The sequence below is a fragment of the Enterococcus sp. HMSC072F02 genome (assembly GCF_001837725.1).
Lineage (GTDB): Bacteria > Bacillota > Bacilli > Lactobacillales > Enterococcaceae > Enterococcus_B > Enterococcus_B lactis.
The window spans coordinates 1-1903 of sequence record NZ_KV833941.1 but is presented as its reverse complement, the minus strand read 5'-3'; the positions used below and the strand labels follow the sequence as shown (position 1 = coordinate 1903).

Annotated in this window: 1 protein-coding gene; it reads right to left on the bottom strand. The window is 41.3% G+C overall.

All coding sequences use genetic code 11. The annotated features are described in order from the left end of the window. Window positions 1-226: 226 nt before the first annotated feature. Window positions 227-1711, bottom strand: coding sequence for an IMP dehydrogenase (gene guaB / locus HMPREF2731_RS05040; protein WP_002293341.1), 1485 nt, complete (start codon window positions 1709-1711; stop codon window positions 227-229). Window positions 1712-1903: the final 192 nt, after the last annotated feature.

Here is a 1903-nt window from a genome sequence, read left to right as displayed (position 1 = left end):
GTTTATTGAATATTGTGACTTGTGACCGAGGAATTGGCAGGAGAACACCGTTTACCAAGAAGTCGTAAGCCTGCCGTTTCACTCCAAACCACAAGGAGTAATTTCAAAAAACAGCTCTTCATATTTTATGAATATTGTACTTGTGATTCGGAGTTGGCAAAGGAACATTGTTTATTCAAAAAAAGAGTGGTGACACATGTTGTGTCACCACTCTTTTTTAGTATTTTTAAGATTCAACTGAATAGTTTGGTGCTTCTTTCGTGATTTGTACATCATGAGGGTGTGATTCTTTTAACCCGCTGCCGCTCATTTGGATGAATTGCGCTTCATCACGTAATTGCTGTAAATTGGCTGCCCCAACATAACCCATTCCTGAACGCAAACCGCCGATCATTTGGAAAATAATGTCTGCAACACTTCCTTTGTAAGCAACCCGACCTTCGATTCCTTCTGGTACTAATTTATTTGCTTCATTGACACTACCTTGGAAGTAACGGTCTTTTGAACCTTTCTCCATCGCGCCTAATGAACCCATACCTCGGTATGTTTTGAATCGACGTCCTTGGAAGATTTCGAATTCGCCTGGTGATTCATCTGTCCCCGCCAACATGCTGCCTAGCATAACTGCATGTCCGCCGGCAGCTAATGCTTTGACGATGTCACCAGAGTACTTGATTCCTCCGTCTGCAATAATCGCTTTGCCATATTGACGAGCAACTGATGCTGCATCATAGATGGCTGTGAGCTGAGGTACACCTACACCGGCTACCACACGTGTCGTACAAATCGATCCTGGTCCGATACCGACTTTTACGACATCCACCCCTGCATCATATAAAGCTTTTGTCGCTTCAGCCGTCGCAACGTTCCCAGCAATCAATGTTGCATCTGCAAAAGTTGAACGGATTTCTTGGATTTTTCGGATTACACCTGCACTATGTCCATGAGCTGTATCGATGATGATTGCATCTACCCCTGCTTCTAATAAAGCATTCGCACGCTCGAATGTATCGCTTGTTACACCAACAGCTGCTGCTACAAGCAATCGACCATGTTCATCTTTTGCTGCATTTGGAAATTCGATCACTTTCTCGATATCTTTGATTGTGATCAATCCGCTTAAACGACCTTCGTTATCAACGATTGGTAATTTTTCGATTTTATGTTTTTGCAAAATCTTTTCTGCATCTTTTAGAGAGGTACCTACTGGGGCAGTCACTAAGTTGTCTTTTGTCATCACATCAGCAATCGGCATGTGGTAATCTGTTACAAAACGCATGTCGCGGTTTGTAATGATCCCTACCAATTTTCTGTTTTCAAGTGTTTCAACGATCGGCACACCACTGATACGGTATTTGCTCATCAATTCTTCTGCGTCTGCTACAAGATGCTGTGGCGTTAAGAAGAACGGATCAATGATGACGCCACTTTCAGAACGTTTGACTTTTCTTACTTCATCCGCTTGCTGGCTGATCGTCATGTTTTTATGGATCACACCTAATCCGCCTTGTCTTGCCATAGCGATGGCCATCTTGCTGTCGGTAACGGTATCCATACTTGCACTGATGATTGGAATATTCAACTTAATATTTTTAGCTAATTGTACGCTCATATCCACTTCGTTTGGTAACACGTGACTTTCTGCTGGTATCAATAAGACATCATCAAAAGTAAATCCTTTTTTCGTGAACTTTGTTTCCCAGTTGGACATTTTTAGTACCACTCCTCTAATTTAGTTTATCTATTAAAATAATTGATTTTTTCATTTAAGTCAATGATCTACATGGAATCAAATTAGCTTTCTCATAGAATACCAATATAAATCGCTTACATCTGTGTATATACTAAAAGAGAGTGCGACAGAAGTGGTTAGCTGATTGAACACCGTTTAAGAAAGAGGTCG

Coding starts and splice junctions, on each gene's coding strand:
- guaB (WP_002293341.1), bottom strand. CDS start 1,711: ATGTCCAACTGGGAAACAAAGTTCACGAAAAAAGGATTTACTTTTGAT.